The 15,582-nt window shown below is 73.1% G+C and carries 14 protein-coding genes; 6 read left to right on the forward strand and 8 right to left on the reverse strand.

The features are described 5' to 3' along the window. Window positions 1-329 precede the first annotated feature (329 nt). Window positions 330-1,181: a ParA family protein gene (locus tag ABC138_RS09155; RefSeq protein WP_068327662.1), complete on the forward strand. Its 852-nt coding sequence runs from the start codon at window positions 330-332 to the stop codon at window positions 1,179-1,181. Beyond that, window positions 1,178-2,320 (forward strand): ParB/RepB/Spo0J family partition protein, encoded by a 1,143-nt coding sequence (locus ABC138_RS09160; protein ID WP_068425856.1) that lies wholly within the window; start codon window positions 1,178-1,180, stop codon window positions 2,318-2,320. The genes ABC138_RS09155 and ABC138_RS09160 overlap by 4 nt, the downstream gene beginning before the upstream one ends. A gap of 101 nt (window positions 2,321-2,421) precedes the next feature. Here the strand turns inward: ABC138_RS09160 and trxA are convergent, their stop codons facing one another. The 8 genes from trxA to ABC138_RS09200 form a co-directional block, all read right to left on the reverse strand. Next, on the reverse strand, window positions 2,422-2,745 hold the full coding sequence (gene trxA / locus ABC138_RS09165; protein ID WP_068327668.1) for a thioredoxin: 324 nt from the start codon (window positions 2,743-2,745) through the stop codon (window positions 2,422-2,424). A gap of 34 nt (window positions 2,746-2,779) precedes the next feature. Beyond that, complete coding sequence (gene trxB / locus ABC138_RS09170) at window positions 2,780-3,799, reverse strand: thioredoxin-disulfide reductase (RefSeq protein WP_068425860.1); 1,020 nt, start codon at window positions 3,797-3,799, stop codon at window positions 2,780-2,782. A gap of 118 nt (window positions 3,800-3,917) precedes the next feature. Next, window positions 3,918-4,667, reverse strand: a complete 750-nt coding sequence (locus ABC138_RS09175) for a hypothetical protein (protein ID WP_170307640.1) — start codon at window positions 4,665-4,667, stop codon at window positions 3,918-3,920. Further along, the gene (sigM, locus tag ABC138_RS09180) at window positions 4,660-5,277 is read right to left on the reverse strand and encodes an RNA polymerase sigma factor SigM (protein ID WP_068327676.1); all 618 of its coding nucleotides are present in this window, start codon (window positions 5,275-5,277) and stop codon (window positions 4,660-4,662) included. Before sigM ends, ABC138_RS09175 begins: the two co-directional genes overlap by 8 nt. A gap of 12 nt (window positions 5,278-5,289) precedes the next feature. After that, the gene (locus ABC138_RS09185) at window positions 5,290-7,215 is read right to left on the reverse strand and encodes a hypothetical protein (protein ID WP_169702013.1); all 1,926 of its coding nucleotides are present in this window, start codon (window positions 7,213-7,215) and stop codon (window positions 5,290-5,292) included. A 121-nt stretch (window positions 7,216-7,336) separates the two neighbouring features. Continuing rightward, window positions 7,337-9,007 carry a murein biosynthesis integral membrane protein MurJ gene (gene murJ, locus ABC138_RS09190; RefSeq protein ID WP_345913457.1) on the reverse strand — a complete coding sequence of 557 codons (1,671 nt, stop codon included), beginning with the start codon at window positions 9,005-9,007 and terminating at the stop codon, window positions 7,337-7,339. Then, entirely contained in the window at window positions 9,004-11,088 is a 2,085-nt protein-coding gene (locus ABC138_RS09195; RefSeq protein WP_345913458.1) for a DUF6049 family protein, read from the reverse strand. The genes murJ and ABC138_RS09195 overlap by 4 nt, the downstream gene beginning before the upstream one ends. Beyond that, entirely contained in the window at window positions 11,061-11,543 is a 483-nt protein-coding gene (locus ABC138_RS09200; RefSeq protein ID WP_068327685.1) for an NUDIX hydrolase, read from the reverse strand. The genes ABC138_RS09195 and ABC138_RS09200 overlap by 28 nt, the downstream gene beginning before the upstream one ends. Before the next feature lie 61 nt (window positions 11,544-11,604). Between ABC138_RS09200 and ABC138_RS09205 the strand changes: the two genes are divergently transcribed. The 4 genes from ABC138_RS09205 (at window position 11,605) to ABC138_RS09220 (ending at window position 15,582) form a co-directional block, all read left to right on the forward strand. Next, a complete protein-coding gene (locus tag ABC138_RS09205; RefSeq protein WP_345913459.1) occupies window positions 11,605-13,050 on the forward strand; it encodes a CCA tRNA nucleotidyltransferase in 1,446 nt (481 codons plus the stop codon). 111 nt (window positions 13,051-13,161) lie between these two features. Next, a complete protein-coding gene (locus ABC138_RS09210; protein ID WP_345913460.1) occupies window positions 13,162-14,505 on the forward strand; it encodes a hypothetical protein in 1,344 nt (447 codons plus the stop codon). Window positions 14,506-14,584: 79 nt separating this feature from the next. After that, window positions 14,585-15,064: a hypothetical protein gene (locus ABC138_RS09215; RefSeq protein ID WP_068327691.1), complete on the forward strand. Its 480-nt coding sequence runs from the start codon at window positions 14,585-14,587 to the stop codon at window positions 15,062-15,064. A 44-nt stretch (window positions 15,065-15,108) separates the two neighbouring features. Next, complete coding sequence (locus ABC138_RS09220; protein WP_169702014.1) at window positions 15,109-15,582, forward strand: hypothetical protein; 474 nt, start codon at window positions 15,109-15,111, stop codon at window positions 15,580-15,582.

Genomic DNA, 15,582 nt, shown 5'->3' on the forward strand with positions numbered 1-15,582 from the left:
ACAAGCTGTGGACATCCGGTGGACAAGTGCCTCGCGGCCCCACGGCAGACCGTCCCCCGGTCCCCGTTTTGGCGTGTCGGGCCGTGGTGGGGTTGTATGGCTGGGCTCGCAGTCCCCACAGGAGGAATGTCTCGGTGACCTCACCACGCTCCGTCGTCATGGGTATCGGTTGGCCGGCAGTCGCCGGACCTGCGGAGACCGCACCGGTCGGATGGCTCGGAGGTGAAGGAGGCGACCAGCCCGCCGAGGGGCCGAGCCTGACCTCGGCGCCCTCTGGGTCAGCGCAGCCGACCGCCCAGCCGGGGCCGAGCACGCCGGACGTGGGGCGCGTGCCGACTCCCGCTCCAGCGGCCACCCTGCCCCGGCCGGACCGGCCGCGGGTCATCACCGTGTCCAACCAGAAGGGCGGTGTCGGCAAGACGACGAGCGCAGTCAACCTCGCCGCGGCACTCGCCCAGGCGGGTCTGCGTGTCCTCCTCATCGACACCGACCCCCAGGGCAACGCGAGCACCGCTCTGAACATCGACCACCGCGCCGAGGTGCCCTCTGTCTACGACGTGCTCGTCGACGGCACGCCGATCGCGGATGTCGTGCAGCCATGTCCGGAGGTGGACAACCTGTGGTGCGTGCCGGCGACGATCGACCTGGCCGGTGCGGAGATCGAGCTCGTCTCGCTCGTGGCGCGGGAGAGCCGGATGACGAAGGCGATCGCCGCGTGGATGCAGACCGCGCAGGATCGAGGCGAGGAGCGCATCGACTACGTGCTCATCGACTGCCCGCCCAGCCTGGGCCTGCTGACCGTCAACGCCTTCGTCGCCGCGGACGAGGTACTCATCCCGATCCAGTGCGAGTACTACGCCCTCGAGGGCCTGAGCCAGCTGCTCAACAACATCGACCTCATCCGCACCCACCTCAACCCGGCGTTGCACGTCTCGACGATCCTGCTGACGATGTACGACGGACGGACCCGGCTGTCCTCCCAGGTGGCGCAAGAGGTGAGGGAGCACTTCCCAGAGCAGGTCCTCGAGGCGACGATCCCCCGTTCGGTGCGGGTATCGGAAGCCCCGAGCTTCGGGCAGACCGTGATCACCTATGACCCCCAGAGCACCGGCGCCCGGTGCTACCACGCAGCAGCCGCCGAGATCGCGCACCGCGGCGCAGAGCAGAAGGACAACGCATGAGTGACAAGCGACGTGGGCTCGGGCGGGGCCTGGGCGCCCTGATCCCGGATGCAGGCACGGCAGGTCGGGCGACCGAGCGGCCGGTCGACGTCTTCTTCCGGGACCAGGACCGCCCCGCCGTGCCCAACACGGTCGCCGGCAGGCTCGCCGCAACACCCACGGGCAACGCCGCCGGCGCAGGGTCCGTCGGTGCGGACTCTTCGGGCGTGGGTGCACGGGACGCGGACCAGTCGCAGGAGGGAACCTCGCCGGGGTCGGCCGCGGGGACGCTCGAGGGCGGCCCCGGGGCTGCCGACGCCCAGCCCGGAGGGCTGGCGCCCGTCCCCGGGGCCAGCTTTGCCGAGGTCCCCGTCGCAGCCATCCGACCCAACCCGAAGCAACCGCGCAGCGTCTTCGACGAGGACGACATGGCCGAGCTGGTCCACTCGATCCAAGAGATCGGCGTCCTCCAGCCGATCGTCGTCCGGCCGGTCACGGGCGACGACGACATCGCCTACGAGCTGATCATGGGTGAGCGCCGTTGGCGCGCCAGCCGCGAGGCCGGCAGGGAGACCGTGCCGGCGATCATCAAGGCCACCGAGGACGACGAGCTCCTGCGGGACGCCCTCCTGGAGAACCTGCACCGGAGCAACCTCAACGTCCTCGAGGAGGCCGCGGCCTACCAGCAGCTGCTGGACGACTTCGGGTGCACCAAGGAGGAGCTCGCCGGGCGGATCGGCCGCTCCCGACCGCAGATCTCCAACACCCTGCGCCTCCTGCGCCTGCCACCCATGGTGGCTCGTCGCGTGGCGGCCGGGGTCCTGAGCGCGGGCCACGCGCGCGCGCTCCTCACCCTCGACGACGGCGAGCAGATGGAGCGGCTGGCCCAGCGCATCGTCGCCGAGGGGCTCTCGGTGCGCACGGTCGAGGAGATCGTCGCCCTGGGCATGGAGCCGGAGAAGGAGAGGCGTGCGGGGCCGCGTGCCGGCGCGCACCATCCCCAGCTCGACGACCTCGCGGGCCGGATCAGCGACCGGCTCGACACGCGGGTCAAGATCAACCTCGGTCAGCGCAAGGGGCGGATGACGATCGAGTTCGCGTCGATCGAGGACCTGCACCGTGTCCTCGGCCAGATGGGCGTTGACCCCGACCACGGCTGAGCCGCGATGGTGTGGCCACGTGCGAGAGGGCCCCGAGGCAATCGCCTCGGGGCCCTCTCGTTGACGGCGACGGGACGAAACCCGTTGCAGCGCAGGTGAACTCAGCCGACGAAGGGCTCAAGCTCCTTGACCAGCTTGGGCTTCGGCATGGCACCGACGATCGTCTTGACGATCTCGCCACCCTGGAAGACGTGCATCGTCGGGATCGAGGTGATCCCGTAGCGCGCGGTGATCTGCGGGTTGGCGTCGGTGTCGAGCTTGACGATCTTCAGCTTGCCGTCGTACTGACCGGACAGCTCCTCGAGGACCGGGGCGACCGCGCGGCACGGGCCGCACCAGGTGGCCCAGAAGTCGACGAGCACGGGGGTCTCGCTGCTGAGGACGTCCTGGTCGAAGGTGGCGTCGGTGGTGGGGGTGGTGGCCATGGGTGGGTCTTCCTCTCTCGGGGTGGTTCGGTGGTCAGCGGGCGCCGACGGTGCCGGCGACGGGGTAGTCCTGGGCGATGAGGGCCTGGTCCTGAGCCGGAGCGGCCGCGCCCTCGCGGGCGGCGAGCCAGCGCTCGGCGTCCAGCGCGGCGGAGCAGCCGGAGCCGGCGGCGGTGATCGCCTGCCGGTAGGTGTGGTCGACGAGGTCACCGGCGGCGAAGACGCCGTCGACGTTGGTACGCGTCGAGCGGCCGTCGACGAGGACGTAACCCTCGTCGTCGAGGTCGACGACCCCTTGGACGAGCTCGTTGCGCGGGTCGTGGCCGATGGCGACGAACAGACCGGTCGCCGCCAGCTCGCGGCTCTCACCCGTCACGGTGTCGCGCAGTGTCACCCCGGTCACCTTGTCCTCGCCGTGGATCGCGGTGACCTCGGAGTTCCACGCGAAGCGGATCTTGTCGTTGGAGTGGGCGCGCTCGGCCATGATCTTGCTGGCCCGCAGCTCGTCGCGGCGGTGGACGATCGTCACGGAGCGGGCGAACTTCGTCAGGAAGGTCGCTTCCTCGACGGCCGAGTCCCCACCGCCGACGACGACGATGTCCTGCTCGCGGAAGAAGAAGCCGTCGCAGGTGGCGCACCAGCTGACGCCGTGGCCGGACAGGCGCTTCTCGTCGGGCAGCCCGAGCTCACGGTAGGCGGAGCCCATCGCGAGGATCACGGCGTGCGCGCGGTGGGTGGTCCCCTCACCGTCGGTGACGACCTTGACGTCACCGAGGAGGTCGACCGAGGAGACGTCGTCGGTGACGATCTGCGCACCGAACCGCTCCGCCTGGGCGCGCATGTTGAGCATGAGGTCGGGGCCCATGATGCCCTCGACGAAGCCGGGGAAGTTCTCGACGTCCGTCGTGTTCATCAGGGCGCCACCTGCGGTGACGGAGCCCTCGAAGAGCAGTGGCTCGAGGTTGGCGCGGGCGGCGTACACGGCCGCCGTGTAGCCCGCTGGGCCCGAACCGATGATGATGACGTCGTGGATGTCGGTGCTGGCGTCGGCCACGGGTGAAGTCCTTGCGTCGTTGGGGCGCCGGGGGGCGCGGGGTCTGACGGTGACAACGCCATCGTAGGTGCGTCTGTTCCAGCAGGTCGCAGGTCGACCGGCCGGCGACGCTGCTCGGTCAGCGGACGGGGACGTCGACCGGGTCGGACCAGATCGGCGCGCACCCCTCGGTGACGGCCCACGCCCGGGCCCCCCCGGCGGGGAGCGCCTGCGCGATGAGCAGCAGACCCGGAGCCCCGTCGAAGGTGGCCACGTCGACGACGACGGCGGTCATCTGGGGCTGGCCCAGCCGCGCGAGGCAGTCGGTGGCGCCGGCGGCGGTGGTGAGGGTCCCGAGGACGTCGTCGTCCTCGTTGGCCTTGACCGATCCGGGGTCCTCCAGGAGCCGGGCGGCGTCGTCGCCGGCGGTGCCCCGGGTGTAGTCCCTGCCCGAAGCGGTGATGGCGAAGGCGGGCGCCTCCGACGCCGAGGCGGTGGACGAGTCCTTGCCCTCCCGCGGGGCAGCGGCATCGCTGCCCTGACGGGACTCCTGCTGGGCCGTCTGCGCGGACGAGCCTGCCTCGTCGGAGCCCCCGGCGCTGCGCTCCAGGATGAGCCCACCCACGCCGAGGACCATGACGAGGGCCGCGGCGGCCGCGAGCACCAGGGGCGCCGAACGGTAGCGGCGACGCGGCCGTGCCTCGTCGGGGTCGTCCATCTCGCTGAAGAAGGTCGAGGTGTCGTCCTCGCCCGCAGACGCGACCCGCTGGGCGTGCTCGTCCTCGAGCGTGGCGCGGATGCGCTCGGCGAGGTCGGCGGGCATGGGTCCCTTCTCCTTCAGGCCGGAGAGCAGGTGACGCATGCCGGTGGGGTCCTGGTCGTCAGTCATGGCCACCTCCCTTCGTCTGCGAGTGGCCTGATGTGTCTGACGAGCCAGCGGCCCGCGAGGTTCCCTCGGTCGACCCGAGGGCGCGGGCGAGGGCCTCCCGGCCGCGCGAGCAGCGGGACTTGATCGTGCCGGGTGCGACCTCGAGGATCTCGGCGGCCTCGGCCACCGGGACGCCGTGCATGTCGACGAGGACGAGGGCCAGCCGTTGCGCCTCGGGGAGGGCGCGGAGCGCCTCGTGGACGGCGAGCCGGGTGTCCACGCCGGCCGTGGCGTCCGGGGCCGTGGGCGCGCGCGCGATGACCTCGTCGGTGAGCTCGCTCGAGGGACGGGCCCGTCGCGTCAGGTCGATGCAGGCGTTGACGACGATGCGGTGCAGCCAGGTGGTGACCGCAGAGTCGCCCCGGTAGGAGCTCGCCCTGCGGAAGGCGGAGACGAAGCCCTCCTGCACTGCCTCGGCGGCGAGCTCTCGGTCACCGCAGACGCCGACCGCGACGGCCCACATGCGGTCCCGGTGCCGCCGGTAGATCTCGGCGAAGGCGTCCGGGTCCCCCTCGACGTGACGTCGCAGGAGGAGCCGGTCGTCGACCTCGGCCAGGGCGGTGTCGGTCATCGGGCCCGGCTCTCAGCGGACCGTGATCTCGCCGAGCGCGGCACGGAAGCGGCCGTCGTCGCTGGGCGCCAGCGAGGTGAACCACACGGTGACGTACTGGGCTCGGACCGGGGACGCCGGCTGGAGGGTGACCTCACCGGTCCGTCCCTGCGTCCGGCCGATCTCGTCGCCGGAGCTGGTCGCCTGGTCGCCGCCGTAGACGGTGGCCTGGGCGGTGGTCGGGAGCTGGAGGGTCACCGACGAGACGTCCTGGGCCTGTCCGAGGTCGACGGTGATGCCCACGCCCTGCTTGACGCCCCCGAAGGCCTCGCTGCCGTACCCCTCGGTCGTCCAGGTGGTCGAGGGGTCACCGTCGTAGACCCGCTGGACCTCGGCATTGTGCTCGACACCGTCCCCCGGCGGGGGGTCGAAGCCGGCCGCGTTGAGGATGCCCAACGGCTCGTCACCGGTGGCGCCACGGTTGGAGCGGGTGCTGCTCGAGACCTCGCTGGTGGCCACGGCCGTGGTCTCGTCGCCCCCGAGGATCTTGCCCAGGTCGCTGCCCTCACCGATGTGGGAGACGCCGATGCCGCCGATGACGCAGGCGATGAGCACGAGGCCGGCCATGAGCACCAGGACGAGGTTGGACTGGCTGCGGCTCGGCGGTGCGCCGGCCTCGGCCGGCAGCAGGGGGGCCGGGGCCTCCAGGTCGGCGGTCACGGCGGCCGACCCCAGGGAGCTGCGGGTGCGCTGGTCGGCGCGGATCGCCTCACGGCGGGCGCGGGCGTCCTGCAGGGCCTCCTTGGAGCGCCCGCTCGCCGTCTTGGCGACACGACCCAGCCGGTCACCGATGACCTTGCCGCCGGTGCCCACGGCACCCGCTGCGGCTGCGGCCGCCGCTGCTGCCGCGGCGGCGGCAGCAGCCGCAGCCCGACCGGCCTGCGTGTCGTCACCGTCCTCCGGTGCGTCTTCGCGCTCACCACCGGCGGCCCGGGGGATGACCGCGGTGGGCTCGTCGTCCGCGTCGAGCGCGATCTCCCGCGTCACCTGGTCCTCGGGGAGGGCGGTCTCCTCCGCACGGGGGGTTGCACCGACCACCCGGATGGCGGTCGTCGGTGTGTCGTCGTCGGCGCGGCTGTCGGCGGCATGGCCCGGCACGGCAGGCGTGGTCGCCGCGGACCGGGCCCCGGGGCTCGTGCGCACGGCGCCGGCGAGCGGGATGCGCGACCACGGGGCGATCTGGGCGGCGTAGTCCCCGGGTGAGTCGGGCCCGGTGCCCTCGGCGAGGGTCTCGCGGCAGATCGTGTCCAGATCGCCCGGGACGCCCACGGCGACCCGGGAGGGGGCGGGCGGGCCGTCGCCTCCGGTGGCGGCGCTCGGCAGGCTCGACGGGCGCTGGAGGGGCCAGGTCGCGGTCAGGCCGGCGTAGGCCAGGGCCACGACCCCCACGGCGTCGTCGCGGTCGGCGTCCTCGCCCTCGGACTCGATCCCGGACAGCGCGGCGATCGTGGCCAGGCCGCGCACCTTGACGCGTCCGTCGGAGGTGAGCAGGACGAGGTCCGGGCCCAGGGCGAGGTGGTGCAGGCCGCGGCTGCGGGCGGCCTCGAGTCCGGTGGCGACCTCGCCGGTGATCCGACGGACCTCCTCGGCGGGCAGGCCGTCGCCCCCGATCAGGTCGGCGTAGGTGCGCGCGCCGTCGCCGACGCCGTCCTCGGCGACGAAGGACAGCCCGCCCTCCGTGCCGACGTCGAGGATGCGGACCAGCTGTGAGGCCTCCACCCCGGCCGCGCGCCGTGCGGCGTCGAGCCCGGCCGCCGTCTGCGGTGCGTCGGCGGCCATGACGAGCAGGGTGACGTCGCGGTCGAGCGTCGTGTCCCGGGCGCTCCAGCGCTCGGCACCAGCGATCGTCTCGATCCTGCTGCCGACCGTGTATCGACCGAGCTCCGTCCCCGGGTTCACCCCGTGCACGCTGTCCCTCTCGTCGGTGGTTGCCTGCCGCGCCATCCTAGGTGGACGCGTGGGCTGCGTCCGGGAGCCGCACCCGGGGCGCGTCAGCCGCTGGGCCGGACGGCCGGCCCGATCAGCCCCGTCGCAGCCGTCGGGTGAGCGGCCCGAGGACCTCGTCGACCTCGCGGACCCGCAGGCGGGCAGCGAGCACGAGCGCCACGCCGAGCACGACGAGCCCGACGACCGTGGTGATGACGACGGAGCCGAGCCAGGTCCCCTCGTCGACGACGAGCGCCAGCCCGCGCAGGACGCCGTACCCGATCGCGGTCCCGACCGCGGTCGCCAGTGCGAGCCGCACGAGGGTGCGCACGACCGAGGACAGGCCCAGCGAGCCGAGGCGGTGGCGCAGCAGCCACAGGCCGATGACGGCCGCGACGAGGTTGGACACGGTCTGGCCCAGGCCCACCCAGGTCGCGGCGTGGGTCGGTGGCCCGATGCTGCCGATGACCGTGAAGGTCAGCGCGATGCCCGTGACCACGAGCTGCAGGACGAAGGGGGTGCGTCCGTCCTCGTAGGCGTAGTAGGCCCGCTGCACGAGGAAGAACCACCCGTACGGGACGAGGCCGAGCATCATCGCGAAGAGCACCCCCACGGACGCGTCGGTCTGCACGCGCGGCGTGCCGGGCAGGACCGCTGCCAGCAGGTGCGGGGCGACGAGCAGGATGGCGGCCGTGCCGGGGACGAGCAGGACGCCGGGCATCGTCAGCCCGCGCCGCAGGTCCGCCGTGACGGCCGCGGTGTCGTCGTCGTGCGCGGCGTGCGAGATGCGGGTGAAGAGCGCGGTGACGAGCGAGACGGTGATGATCCCGTGCGGCAGCATGAAGAGGAGGAAGGCGTTGGCGTAGGCGGTGAGGCCAGCGCCCTCGACCCCTTCCGCTTGTGCGGCGTGCAGCGCGCCCGTCAGCACGCGGGAGTTGACGAGGTAGGCGAGCTGGCCGACGGCCACGGCGGCGAAGGCCCACATCGCCATCCGCGAGGCGCCCCGCAGGCCGCTGCCACGCAGCCCCCACACCGGCCGGAACCGCAGCCCGGTGCGCCGCAGGGCCGGGACGAGGGCGAGCGCCTGCAGGGCGATCGACAGCGTCGCCGTCCCACCGAGCACGGCGATCATCGTCGGGTCCCACGAGGAGACCGGCCCCTGCCTCGGCTGGTCGGCCAGGACGAACCACAGCAGACCACCGATCGCCACGACATTGGCCAGCGCGGGCGCCCACATGAAGGCCCCGAAGCGGTGGTGCGCCGTCAGGACCTGGCCGAGCAGCGTGTACAGCCCGTAGAAGAAGACCTGCGGCAGGCACAGCACCGCGAAGGCGGTCGCGAGGGTGCGCGCCTCCGGCGGCCAGCTGCTGGAGACGACGAGCGAGACGAGCAGCGGTGCCGCGAGCGTCAGCAGGACCGTCACGCCCGCCAGGGCCGCGACGGAGATGGTGAGCAGCCGGTTGATGTAGGTCTCGCCAGCGTCGGCATCCCGCATCGCCCGGGTGATCTGCGGGACGATCACGGCGTTGAGCACGCCGCCGGCGATGAGCAGGTGGAAGATGTTGGGCAGCGTGTTGGCGGCGTTCCACGCGTCGGCGGCGATGATCGTCAGGCCGACGACGTAGGCCGTGAGGCTGTTGCGGGCGAAGCCCAGGACGCGGGAGAAGAGGGTGCCGGCGGCCATGACGGCGCTCGAGCGGCCGATGTCCGGCGCGCTGCGCCCACCGTCGCCGAGCGCCTCGTCCGGCGTGGCGGCCTCGCTCATGCGTCGTGTCCCTCGGGCTCGGTGGTCCTGGCGGTGGCCGCCGGCGAGCGGCGACCGCCCCGCACGCTACGCCAGGTGCCGGCCGCGAGGAGCAGGACGGCCGCGCCGCCGACCAGCCAGTAGATCGAGTCACCCGTCGGCCGCACCCGCACGTGGAGCGTCGCCGGGGCGGAGAGCCGGTGCCCGGCCGGCGTCGTGACGCCCACGTCGACCGGCACCTGCCCGGCGGCGAGGGCGGAGGCCTGCACGGTGACGGTCTGGCGCCCCCCCGGGCCGATGGTCACCGGGTCCGGTGGCGCGTCGATGCGCAGCGAGGGGTTGCGCGGGGTGAGCCGCACCACGAGGTTGGACAGCTCGACGTCGGTGTTGTTGATGACGGTGATCTGCAGCCGCCCGGTGTCGGCGAAGAAGTTGACGTCACCGGAGGAGACGACGAGGTCGTCGCGGGCCAGGGTCACGGCGTCGTGCAGGTGACGGTGCAGCCGGATGAAGTCGTAGGAGTCCGAGCGCCACCGCGTGGACGTCAGCTGGTGGAGCGCCGGCTGCACGACCCGCCGCCACGACGTGCCGTCGGAGCGGACGGAGGCGAAGGTCGCCATCGCCCGCTCGTCGCGCTGGACGCGGCGCGCCCGCTCCGGGGTGAGGAGCGGGGCGGGGGCGGGGTCCCCCTTCGTCGCCTCGGCGATCTGTCCCGGGGTGCGCGCGAGGAAGGTGGGGTCGGCCTGCGCGGACTCCGCCAGCACCGAGGAGAGGCTGCCCGGCTCCAGCCACGGGATGCGACCGGCCCCGTCGCGCAGCAGCTGCCAGGCGTCGACCTCTGGCTGGCTGTCCCGGTCCGGGACGACGAGCACGGTGCGGCTCGTCCCGGGCCGCTCGCCGAGCAGCTCCGCGGTCTCGGCGACGAGCCGCTGCCGCGCCAGGGGCACGTCGTCGGTGGACTCGAGGTCGGAGACGAGGTCGGACAGGACGCTGTCGCTGACGACGAGCGGGGTCCCGTCGCTCGTGCGCGTGCCACCGGTCGGCGTGAAGCCGCCGGGCTGCAGGCTCGTGTCGGGCACGAGCACCGTCGGCCGGTTGCCCGAGGGCCGCAGCTGGTAGAGGGCGCTCGCCCGCTCGCTCGTCACGAGCCCGTCGGCGGGCCACATGACGTCGCTGCGCGCGCCCAGGCCGCGGGCCACGCTCGTGCCGCGCTTGACGCGGGGCCCGACGAGCCGGTGGGCCTCGGGGGAGGCGGCGCCGGCGGCGACGTCCGCGTCGGCGTCGGGCAGGACGAGGGTGCGGCTCGCGACGAGGCGACGGCGCAGGGTGGCCGCCCGCTCGGCCCGGACCGTGCGCTCCTCCTCGCTGATGCCGGTGTCCTCCACGCCCGAGTCCTCGGACGGCTGGGGGACGTCGAGCAGGGCGGGGTCGAGCAGCCACGCCTCGTCCTCGCCGGGCGGGTCAGCGGTGAGCCCGGCCAGCCGCGAGTCCGGTCCGACCGCCTCCTGCCAGGTCTGCGTGCGGGTCGTGCCGGACTCGCCGAAGAGCTCGCGGTCGCCGGGCAGCAGCAGCGGCAGACCCCAGACCATGCGCAGCGGCTCGTACTCCTTGGCCCGGTGCACCCCGAGGAAGGTGTGCACCGCGGTCGCCTCGGTCTGCACGCTGAGCCGGACGGCCCCGGCCGCGGTCCCGGGCAGGAGGTCGGCACCGTCCACGGTCAGGGCGAAGGGGGTGGACCCACCCGACGGGACGTCGAGGGGTGACGTGGTGTCCAGGGCCGTACCGAGGACGGGTTCCTCGCCCTCGGCCCAGGCGTCCAGCCCGGCGCGGTCGGTCTCCCCGGGCTGCACGACGAGGGCCATGCGCTGGTCCTCGAGGGTGCCGTTGCCGGTGTTGGTCACGCGTCCCCGGACGGTGGCGGTGCCGTCGCCGTCGACGACGGGGGTGATCGAGGTGATCGTGATGCGGGCGTCCCCGGGCTCCGCGGCGCGTCCGGCCGACATGGCGGACGTGGGTACGGCAAGGCCGGGCAGCAGGACGGGCGCGGCGAGCAGGAGCGCGGCGCCCCCGCGCGTCAGGCGTCGCCGGCGAGCCGCTGCCACGCCTCCCTCGCGATGCGTCGTTCGTTGGGGAAGGTCAGGTGCCGGTGCGCCTCGCGCAGCGGCAGCCAGGCGACGTCGACGGCCTCGTGGTCGGGGTCGTTGTCGATCGTCAGGTACCCGCCGATGGCCTCGAGCAGGTAGTGGTGCACGAACTTGTGGATCCGCCGGTCGGACGTGGCGAACCAGTAGTCGATGGTGCCGAGCTCGACGAGGACGCGGGCCTCGATGCCGGTCTCCTCGGCGACCTCGCGGGCTGCGGTCTCGACGAGGGTCTCCTCGCCCTCGATGTGCCCCTTGGGCAGGCACCACTCGAGGCGCCCGGCGCGGTTGCGGCGGGCGATGACGGCGATGCGGGCCTCCCCTTCGTGCACGTCGACGACGACACCGCCGGCGCTCCGCTCCTCGACGGCAGGCAGCCGACGCTGCGAACCGGAGGCGTGGGCGGGGTGCGTCATGTGGTCACTGTAGCCATCCCGTCCGAGACCGCCCGGTGGCGCGGCAGTAACCTTGGGGCCCATGTCCTCCCCTGCCCTGCCGCCCGAGATCCTGCGTGCCGCGGTGGCCCACCTGGCCCCGGTCGTGCCGCTGCTCACGGACCTCGGGCAGCGCTTCGCGCAGGACGGCCACGAGCTGGCCCTCGTCGGCGGACCCGTGCGCGACGCCTTCCTCGGGCGCACCAGCGGTGATCTCGACTTCACGACCTCCGCGTCGCCGGAGGAGACGGAGTCGATCCTCGCGGACTGGGGCGACGCGCACTGGGACATGGGCCGCGAGTTCGGCACGATCGGCGCGCGACGTGGCTCCGACACCGTCGAGGTGACGACCTATCGCGCCGACGCGTACGACGGCGTGACCCGCAAGCCGGTCGTCGCCTTCGGCGACAACCTCGAGGACGACCTCGTCCGGCGGGACTTCACCGTCAACTCCATGGCACTGCGGCTGCCCGACCTCGAGCTCGTCGACCCGCACGGCGGGATGATCGACCTCGCCGCGGGGCGGCTGCGCACCCCGTCGGCCCCCGAGGTCTCCTTCTCCGACGACCCGCTGCGGATGATGCGCGCGGCCCGGTTCGTCGCCCAGCTCGGGCTGGTGCCCGCGCCGGAGGTCCTCGCGGCGATGACCGAGTCCGCGTCGACCCTGCAGATCGTCTCGGCCGAGCGCATCCGGGACGAGCTGGTCAAGCTCCTGCTCGGCGCCGACCCGGTCGCGGGCCTGCGCGTCCTCGTCGACACCGGCCTGGCCGACGAGGTGCTCCCCGAGCTGCCCGCCCTGCGTCTGGAGATCGACGAGCACCACCGGCACAAGGACGTCTACGAGCACTCCCTCACCGTCCTCCAGCAGGCGATCGACCTGGAGACCGACGACGAGGGTGCCGTCCCCGCGCCCGACCTCGTCCTGCGCCTCGCCGCCCTCATGCACGACATCGGCAAGCCCCGCACGCGGCGCTTCGAGCCCGACGGCGGCGTCTCCTTCCACCACCACGACGTCGTCGGTGCCAAGCTCACGGCCAAGCGGATGCGGGCGCTGCGGTTCGACAAGGAGACGACGAAGGGGGTCGCCCGCCTCGTCGAGCTGCACCTGCGCTTCCACGGGTACGGGGACGGGCAGTGGACCGACTCCGCGGTGCGCCGCTATGTCACGGACGCCGGTCCCCTCCTCGACCGGCTCCACCGGCTGACCCGGGCGGACTGCACCACCCGCAACCAGCGCAAGGCGACCCGGCTGCGCCGTGCCTACGACGACCTCGAGCAGCGCATCGCGGTCATCCGTGAGCAGGAGGAGCTGGACTCGATCCGTCCCGAGCTCGACGGCAACCAGATCGCCGAGGTGCTCGGGATCCCGCCGGGGCCCGTGCTCGGGGAGGCCTACCGGTACCTGCTGCAGGTGCGCCTCGACGAGGGCCCGATCGGCGAGGACGCCGCGGCGCAGCGGCTGCGGACCTGGTGGGCGCAGCGCGGCTGACCCGGCGGGGGAGCCGGCGGGGAGTGCTCCCCATGTCCTCCCCGACCCTGCTCGCCCTAGGTTTGTCGCGACACCGATGACGACGGCCTCCGGGCCCACCAGGGAGACGACATGGCCGTGCAGCAGGGCATGGACACTGCCAGGATCCGGCAGATCGCGAGCCGGCTGGAGACGCAGGCGGACAAGCTCGCCGACATCGTCGCGCGCGGGGGCACCAGCGCCAACGTCCTCTCGGCCAACTGGGCGGGGGCGGACGTGCGCCGGATGCTCACCACCTGGCAGGACGAGGCGAGCCGGCAGCTGACCGCCGCCTCGGACACGGTGCGCCAGGCCTCCCGGGCCCTGGTGCGCAACGCCGACGACCAGGACGACACCTCGGACGTCGTCGGGGGCGGGTCCGGTGGCCCGGGCGGTCCCGCAGGACCGGGCGGCCCTGGTGGACCCGGTGGACCCGGTGAGAGCCCCGGCGGTCCCGGCGGTCCCGGCGGGGACCCCACCGAGGAGACCAAGGTCACCAAGGGCAACATCGAGTACCCCGGCAGGGACGCGCCCTGGGTCAAGGTCAACACGGACGGGTCCGGCGGCAAGCACTACTACGACCCGGTGACCGGCAAGCGGTGGCAGGAGTCGCCGGGTGGGACCTACGAGTCCTCGCAGGACCGCTTCGGGCACGACAGCGACACCCGCAAGGGCCCGGTCGGCGACACCGGCTGGGAGCGCGAGTCCACCCGCGGCGACGGGGGCGGGCACCGTGAGTACGGCGAGAAGTGGTCGAAGGAGAAGTCCTTCGACGACAACATCGGGCAGGACGTCAAGAAGGTCACGGACAACGTCCGCAGCGAGCCGATCGTCGAGCAGAAGCTCTGGGAGGAGGGCGGGGAGAAGCAGTGGGTCTCCGCCCGGGCCGGTGACGAGCAGACCGGTGCCAGCATCGCGCTCGCCGAGGCCAAGGCCAAGACCGAGGGCACGGCCGGCATCGACGCGACGCGCGGCGCCTACGTGGAGGCGGCCGCGGAGGCGGGCGTCTACCTCGGCAAGGGCGAGGCCCACTACGGCAACGAGCACGGCACCCAGGCCCAGGTCGAGGGCTACGTCGCCGGCGCGGAGGCCGAGGCGAGCGGCACCGCGCAGATCGGCCCCGGCGGCGCGAAGGTCGACCTCGGCGTCGAGGCCTTCGCCGGCGGCAAGATCGAAGGGGGCGTCAACCAGGACCTCGGGCCCGCGGAGGTCGGTGTGGCCGGCGAGCTGTCGTACGGCATCGGGGCCCACGCCGACCTCGACGCGGAGGCGGGCTGGGACAAGGTCGGCGTCGAGGTCGACGTGGGCGCCACCCTCGGCATCGGTGGCGGCGTGAAGTTCGACGTCTCCGTCTCGCCGAAGGAGATCGTCGACGGGCTCGGGGACGCCGGCCAGGCCATCGCCGACTCCGAGCTCAACCCCGCCAACTGGTGGTGACCCCCCTTCGTCCACCGGGTGGCAGGCTGGCACCGGACCTGCTCGCCCATGACCACCCCATGAACCCCAGGAGTGCAGCATGACCACGACCGTCACGTACCCGAGCGAGGTCGTCCCCGGCCCGCCGCCGATCCGGCTCGAGATGCCGGACGGCTGGACCCACGTGTGGGCACCCGAGACGCTGATCGCCATCCGCGACGACGCCCAGGGTGTCGACCACTTCCTCGCCAACGTCGTCGTCCGCTACTACCAGCGGATGGCTCCCTTCGGCGGCGAGGAGATCCACGCCGAGCTGCAGGAGTACGTCGACGCGCGCCGCGACGGCGAGCTCAGCCCGCTCAGGTCGCAGACCGTCGGGGACCGCGAGTGGCTCGGTGCCGAGCTCGCCTTCGTCGACGACCAGGCGGGGACCGTCGGGCAGGCGCACTGGTTCACCGCCCAGCAGACCCACGACGTGCTCGACGTCATCCAGGTGACCGGCTCGTACGCGGGCTCGCGCCGGGAGACCGACTACGCCATCATCGACCGCGTCGTCGACTCCATCCGGGTCAACCCCTGACGGATCGGACATGATGGACGTGGACCAGGGAGGTACCACCACACATGCCAGAGCTGACCTATCCGAGTGAGGTCTTCCCGGGACCTCCCGGAGTGACGATCGACGTGCCCGACACCTGGGCACCGGTGCGGGTCGGGGGGACGCTGCTGTCCTGCCGGCGCGTGGAGAGCGAGCAGGACTTCGCGCCCAATGTCGTCGTCCGCGGGTTCCAGCGCACCTCCGACTTCACCATGCGCCACGCCCTCGAGGAGCTGCGCAGCTTCGTCGCCGACCAGGCCGAGGGGCACGTCGACGAGCCCTTCGAGCTCGAGCTCGCGGGGGTCCCCTTCCTCGGGGTCAACGTCTCGTGGAAGGACCCCGAGATCGGGACCGTCGTGCAGATCCACCTCTTCGCCGGCTCCCGGCGCGGCCGCATCGTCGACCTGGTCCAGGCGACGGGCTCCGTCGGCGGCGACGACGCGCAGAGCTCCTACGCCGAGGTGCAGCAGATCCTCCAGACCCTCCGAGTGACGAAGTGA

The organism is Janibacter sp. LM, assembly GCF_039631275.1.
In the GTDB taxonomy this organism is placed as follows: Bacteria; Actinomycetota; Actinomycetes; order Actinomycetales; family Dermatophilaceae; genus Janibacter; species Janibacter terrae.

What these genes read in the sequence shown, in the direction of transcription:
- ABC138_RS09160 (WP_068425856.1), top strand. Translation starts at nt 1,178, where the DNA reads ATGAGTGACAAGCGACGTGGGCTCGGGCGGGGCCTGGGCGCCCTGATC.
- trxA (WP_068327668.1), bottom strand. Translation starts at nt 2,745, where the DNA reads ATGGCCACCACCCCCACCACCGACGCCACCTTCGACCAGGACGTCCTC.
- ABC138_RS09175 (WP_170307640.1), bottom strand. Translation starts at nt 4,667, where the DNA reads ATGACTGACGACCAGGACCCCACCGGCATGCGTCACCTGCTCTCCGGC.
- sigM (WP_068327676.1), bottom strand. Translation starts at nt 5,277, where the DNA reads ATGACCGACACCGCCCTGGCCGAGGTCGACGACCGGCTCCTCCTGCGA.
- murJ (WP_345913457.1), bottom strand. Translation starts at nt 9,007, where the DNA reads ATGAGCGAGGCCGCCACGCCGGACGAGGCGCTCGGCGACGGTGGGCGC.
- ABC138_RS09200 (WP_068327685.1), bottom strand. Translation starts at nt 11,543, where the DNA reads ATGACGCACCCCGCCCACGCCTCCGGTTCGCAGCGTCGGCTGCCTGCC.
- ABC138_RS09205 (WP_345913459.1), top strand. Translation starts at nt 11,605, where the DNA reads ATGTCCTCCCCTGCCCTGCCGCCCGAGATCCTGCGTGCCGCGGTGGCC.
- ABC138_RS09210 (WP_345913460.1), top strand. Translation starts at nt 13,162, where the DNA reads ATGGCCGTGCAGCAGGGCATGGACACTGCCAGGATCCGGCAGATCGCG.
- ABC138_RS09215 (WP_068327691.1), top strand. Translation starts at nt 14,585, where the DNA reads ATGACCACGACCGTCACGTACCCGAGCGAGGTCGTCCCCGGCCCGCCG.
- ABC138_RS09220 (WP_169702014.1), top strand. Translation starts at nt 15,109, where the DNA reads ATGCCAGAGCTGACCTATCCGAGTGAGGTCTTCCCGGGACCTCCCGGA.